Raw genomic sequence first — 5,648 nt, forward strand, 5'->3', positions numbered from 1 at the left:
CCCTCCGCCTTGCGATCGCACGCACCAGACGCCGCCAGACCTGCCCTTCGGGCAGACGACGCTACTTTCGAAACACGCCCTAGAAGGCTGCTGAAAATCTTGTTGGGGGCTGTCCGGCCTGAGGCCGGATGGCCCCTTTCCCTATGCGGTGGCGGGGGTGAGGTGCCAGGTAGTGCTGGTCCGGGTGAGTCCGAGGTTGATCAGTCGGCGGAGGTTGAGGGCGGCGGCGCGGTGGTGGAGCCAGATGTTGTTGGCGATCACGCCGCGGTGGGGGACTCGGCGGTTGCCTTTGCCGACGAGCCAGGCGATGGCGCGTTCGACGGGGGGCCGCCATCGGCGGTATTCGTCCTGCCAGGCGGGGTCGGTGGCGGCCTGGTGGCGGGCGGCGGCCAGCAGTTCGTGCTGGGGGTGGACGTTCACGGTGCGTCCGGTCTTGGAGGTGGTGCAGCGTTCCCGCAGGGGGCAGTCGGCGCAGAGGCGTTTGAACTGGGCGGTGCGGGCGCCGTCTGCTTTGACCTGCCCGAGGTTGGCGGTGTGTCCGGCCGGGCAGGTCGCGGTGCCGGCGGCCAGGTCGAGGCGGAAGTCGTCGATGGTGAAGCCGCCGGGGACGGCCGTCCGGATCGGCGGCGGTTTGATCACCAGGGTGTGGCCCTGGCCTTGAAGGCGCTCGCGCAGTTCGCCGGTGCCGTAGGCGGAATCGCCGAGCACGGTTAACTCCGTGCCCTCTTCTTCGTCGGCCAGCAGGTCGGCGGCGACGGCGGCCTCGTGGTTGCCGGGCCCGTAGCCGCCGGTCAGGGCGACGGCGGTGAACAGTGCGGTCTCCGGCTCGAAGGAGACATGTCCTTTGAAGCCGTCCTGGTGGCGGGTGCGGTTCTTGTGGATGTGCCGGGCGTCGGGGTCGACGGTGGACACCGTCCGGTCGGGTGCTGTGCGCTTGGCGATGCGCCAGCGGCCGTCGCGGCCGTCGGAGTCCTTGGCGGGTTCCACGTCCTGTCCGGCGACCAGGGCCAGCAGGCCGACGGCGTCCGCCGCCTTCTCGCCCAGGTTCTGCTCGGGCAGGTGTCCGAGCAGGTTGAGGGCGTCGGTGACCAGCGCGTCGACCAGCGCGGCGCGGGCCGTCTCGTCGTCCCAGGCGATCCTCGGTTTGCCCGGGTTGGTGTAGTCGTGGGCCGCGCACCACCGGCCGGCCGTCTCCTGGCCGCCGGGAACCTCTCGGATCACCCGCCGGATCGCGGAAATGATCTGGGTGACGGTGTCCTGGGTGGCCACCGCGTCATCGAGGACGGTGGAGTCCAGCGCCCGCCGCTGCTTGCCCTTGAGCACCCCGGTCGCGGCCACGACCTCCTTGACCTTGGTGAAGATCCGCGTCGGATCGGCCGAGTTGCGCAGGCGGCGCCGGAAGTACGTCAACAACGACGGATCGAACGCGGTGTCGTGCAGGCCGAGCCCGCAAGCGGCCTTCCACCGCAGGTCACACCGCAACTCCTGAACGACCTCGAAGTCCGACAGCCCGTGCAGGCTCTGCAGCACCACGGTCGCGGCCAGGACCTGCGGCGGCAGACTCGGACGGCCGTTGGACGAGGGATACATGTCCGCGAACATCTCCGCCGGGAACAGCACCTCGCGGTGCTCGGCCAGGAACGCGAACACACTCCCCGCCGGGATCAGCTCCCGGCACGTCTCCCACACATCCGGCCCGACCGGCTCCCCGGCCCATTCCCCCTGCATGCCTACAAGACTGGCCCCGACTCCACCGAGCCGGGGCCAGAACACCAGATTTTCAGCAGCCTTCTAGGTGTATCGCCCCGGGAGGTTGTGGACGGGTGATGGAGGTCTCGGCTGGGACTGCTTGAACGGGTGAGGGCCTTCCGGGTTCGGTGTGGATTGCGACGTCTACACCGACCAGAAAGGCCCTCGTGCCCCACCGTAATGCACCCCTGACCGAGACCGGACGCCTGCGCCTGGCCCGCTGTGTGGTCGAGGACGGCTGGCCGCTGCGGCGGGCCGCCGAGCGGTTCCAGGTCTCGCCCACCACCGCCCAGCGGTGGGCCGCCCGCTACCGGGCCCTGGGCGAGGCCGGAATGGCCGACCACTCCTCCCGCCCGCACCACAGCCCCCGGCGGACGCCGACCCGCACCGAACGCCGGATCATCAAGATCCGGCTCCTGCGCCGGTGGGGACCGGCCCGCATCGCGCACCTGCTGGACCTGGTGCCCTCCACCGTCCACCGGGTCCTGACCCGCTACGGCCTGGCCCGCCTCACGCACCTGGACCGGGCCACCGGCCGGAACATACGCCGCTACGAACGCGAACGACCCGGCGAACTGGTGCACGTGGACATCAAGAAGCTCGGCAACATCCCCGACGGCGGCGGCCACAAGACCCTGGGCCGCCAGGCCGGCCGCAAGAACCGCCGGAACGCCGGCTACAGCTACATCCACACCGCCGTCGACGACCACTCCCGCCTCGCCTACAGCGAGATCCTCACCGACGAGAAGAAAGAAACCGCCACCGCCTTCTGGACCCGGGCCCACGCCTACTTCACCGGCGTCGGGATCACCGTCGAGCGCGTCCTGACCGACAACGGCTCCTGCTACAAGTCCCACGCCTGGCGCGACACGCTGGCAGCGGCCGGGATCACCCACAAACGAACCCGGCCCTACCGGCCCCAGACCAACGGCAAGGTCGAACGCCTCAACCGCACCCTGCTCGACGAATGGGCCTACGCCCGCCCCTACCGCTCAGAACAGGAACGACGCGACGCCTTCCCCCAGTGGCTGCACACCTACAATCACCACCGCGGACACACCGCGCTGAAGGGCAAACCACCCGCCAGCCGCGTCCCCAACCTCACAGGGCAATACACCTAGGTAGCTGGTGTTAAGCGGGGCTTCCTGGGCGTGTGGTGTCGTCACTGGGGCGTCAGGGGCGTGTCGCCGGGGCGGTGCTCCGGGCGGCCCGTGGCCTGGTCTTGAGGCTGTTGAGGGTTTGGTGCGTCCGGGTGCGGTCGTTCGTGTGTGCCCTGGGCCTTGCTGGCCGGTCAGCCGGTGGCGATGGCCCAGTTTCCAGCGGCTGTGGACATGATTCCGAGCACGCCGAGCCGCGCGATGTTGGCGGCGGCGGCCAGCAGGGAGAAGTCGGCGGCGACCTTGGCCCGCCCCCGCACCCGGGCCCGGCGTCCGCCGTGTCGCCGCCGCATGAGGTGGGCGATCTTGCGTTCGACCTTGGGCCGGGTGGCCCGGTAGGTAGCCAGCCAGGCCGGGTCGGCGCTGCGTGCCCGGCCGCGTGCCAGGTGTTCCTCGTGCGGGCCGATGGTGATGACGCGTCCGTCCCTGGCGGTCGTGCACTGGGCCGCGAGCGGGCAGGCGGCGCAGGCGGCCTTGAAGCAGGCCGCCCCACGGCCGTCGGACTTCGGGCGGATGGGGACGGTCACCTGGTTCGGGCAGGTGACCTGCCCCGCCCCCAGGTCGACGGTGAAGGCGTCCTTGGAGAACCGTCCGCCGGGCGCGTTGGCGGCCTGCACCTTGACCATCACCTCGACGCCGGCCCCGTCCAGCTCGGCCAGCAGCGGTCCGGTCCCGTAGGCGGCGTCGCCGTAGACCTCGGCCCGCTCACCCGCGGCCCCTTCGTTCGGGGCGGGCGCGTTCAGGACGTCGGCCAGCAGCTCGGCGGCGGGCTCGGCGTCGCCGGCGTTGCCCGCAGTGACTGCGGTTGCGGTGATGACCTCGCTGTCGGGGTCTTCGGCCACGTGCCCCTTGTAGCCGTCGAAGGACCGGTTGACGGTTTTGTGCCCGTGCCGGGCCTCGGGATCGACCGTGGAGATGACCCGGTCCGTGGCCACCTTCCGGGCAATCCGGAACACTCCGTCACCGTCCTGGTCCAGGTCCTGGCCGAGCACGGTGGCCAGCAGGCGCGCGGCCTGGTCCGCCTCCGGCTCCAGCACCCGGCCCTCCAGCACGGCCAAGAGCGCGTACCCGTCCCGGGCCCGCGAATCGATCAGCGCCTCCCGCTCACCGGCGTCCGTCCAGTCGATGACCGGCTTGGCCGTGTCGGTGTAGGCATCGCCGCTGGTCAGTTGCGCCCGCAGCCCGGCCCGCAGCCCGTGATCGGCCGCCCGCAGCAGGCCGCGGACGGCCGAGCGGATCAGCGTGATGGTGTCCTGCGTGGCCACGGCGTCATAGACCGGAGCCGAGTCCAGCACCCGCCGACGACCCACCAGCCCGGCCTGGGCGGCCACGTCCACCGTCCGCTCGAAGATCCGGTCCGGGCGGGCGGACGCGGCCAGCCGCGCGCGCATGTCCACCAAGACGGTGTGCACGAACCCGGGATGATCGAAGTCCAGCCCGCCGGCGGCGTACTTCCAGCGGACATCGAATGCGAACCGCTCGACCGCTTCACGGTCGGACAAGCCTTCCAGGCGCTGCAGGACCATCACGACCGCCACGATCACCGGCGGCACCGACCTGCGGCCGTCCTCGGCGAACAGATCGGCGAACATCTCATCGGGGAACAACGCCCGGCACTCGCGGTGCAGCACCGCGTAGATCGAGTTCGGCGCCAGCCGACCCTCGCAGAAACCCGCCGTGGAGGAGAGCAACCCCGGCTGCATCGGGGTCCGGCCCACTGCCATCGCTCAACCTCTCCCCACACCCAGCGACCAACACCAAGCAGCCTGGCACACGTTGAAGAACCGACGCGAGCTCACACGATTAACACCAGTCACCTAGGGCCGCGGCACCGGCCGGCGCCGGTCCGGCCGTCTGCGGCCCCTATCGAAAAAGCTACCGCTTAGTAGTTTGCTGTTGTACGGTACTCGCATGGCTCAGGCAATCCAGGCGACCATCGGCGACAGCGAGTTCGACCGAGACACCGCGACCACGCAGCGGGAGCCGGGTGTGTACGACACCTTCCTCTCGCCCGGCTGGACGATCTTCGGCGCCGTCAACGGGGGCTACCTGCTGGCGGTTCTGGGCCGCGCACTCGCGGACACCCTGCCGCACGGCGACCCCTTCACCGTCTCGGCCCACTATCTGAGCGCCTCCCGGCCCGGCCCGGCCATGGTGCGCACCGAGACGGTCCGCACCGGCCGCACGCTGTCGACCGGACAGGCCTCGCTCCTCCAGCGCGACGACGACGGCCACGAGGTCGAGCGGATCCGCGTCCTCGCCTCCTACGGCGACCTGGACGCCCTCCCCGACGAGGTGCGCACCACCGCGACGCCGCCGGAGTTCCCGCCCATGGCGCAGTGCCTCGGACCCGCGGACGGGCCGGCGCCCGACTCCGGCGACCAGCCCATCGCCGACCGGCTGATGCTCAAGCTGGACCCGGCCACGATCGGGTGGGCGCTCGGGCAGCCCTCCGGCAAGGGGGAGATGCGGGCCTGGTTCGGGCTGGCCGACGGCCGGGACATCGACCCGCTCGCGCTGCTGCTCTCGGTGGACGCGTTGCCGCCGACGGCGTTCGACCTCGGCGTGCAGGGGTGGGTGCCCACGGTGGAACTCACCGTTCATGTGCGGTGCCGGCCTGCTCCCGGGCCGGTGCGGGTGTCGATCGCGACCCGGAACCACGCGGGGGGCTTCCTGGAGGAGGACGCCGAGGTCTGGGACAGCGCGGGGCGGCTGGTGGCTCAGTCGCGGCAGCTGGCCCGG

The 5,648-nt window shown here is 71.1% G+C and carries 4 protein-coding genes; 2 read left to right on the top strand and 2 right to left on the bottom strand.

The window, feature by feature from the left end:
- Positions 1–141: 141 nt before the first annotated feature.
- On the bottom strand, positions 142–1,728 hold the full coding sequence (locus ACFYWL_RS30805) for an IS1182 family transposase (RefSeq protein ID WP_386980213.1): 1,587 nt from the start codon (positions 1,726–1,728) through the stop codon (positions 142–144).
- Between the two features lie 188 nt (positions 1,729–1,916).
- On the opposite strand from ACFYWL_RS30805, the gene ACFYWL_RS30810 reads away from it, so the two are divergent.
- The gene (locus ACFYWL_RS30810; RefSeq protein ID WP_386980216.1) at positions 1,917–2,870 is read left to right on the top strand and encodes an IS481 family transposase; all 954 of its coding nucleotides are present in this window, start codon (positions 1,917–1,919) and stop codon (positions 2,868–2,870) included.
- A gap of 170 nt (positions 2,871–3,040) precedes the next feature.
- Here the strand turns inward: ACFYWL_RS30810 and ACFYWL_RS30815 are convergent, their stop codons facing one another.
- Entirely contained in the window at positions 3,041–4,630 is a 1,590-nt protein-coding gene (locus ACFYWL_RS30815; protein ID WP_386980219.1) for an IS1182 family transposase, read from the bottom strand.
- 187 nt (positions 4,631–4,817) lie between these two features.
- Here ACFYWL_RS30815 and ACFYWL_RS30820 point away from each other — a divergent pair.
- Positions 4,818–5,648, top strand: an 831-nt coding sequence (locus tag ACFYWL_RS30820; protein ID WP_386980222.1) for a thioesterase family protein, incomplete at its 3' end; no start/stop codon positions are given.

The organism is Micromonospora sp. NPDC002575, assembly GCF_042889525.1.
GTDB classification, from domain to species: domain Bacteria; phylum Actinomycetota; class Actinomycetes; order Mycobacteriales; family Micromonosporaceae; genus Micromonospora; species Micromonospora carbonacea.

Coding starts and splice junctions, on each gene's coding strand:
- ACFYWL_RS30805 (WP_386980213.1), bottom strand. CDS start 1,728: ATGCAGGGGGAATGGGCCGGGGAGCCGGTCGGGCCGGATGTGTGGGAG.
- ACFYWL_RS30815 (WP_386980219.1), bottom strand. CDS start 4,630: ATGGCAGTGGGCCGGACCCCGATGCAGCCGGGGTTGCTCTCCTCCACG.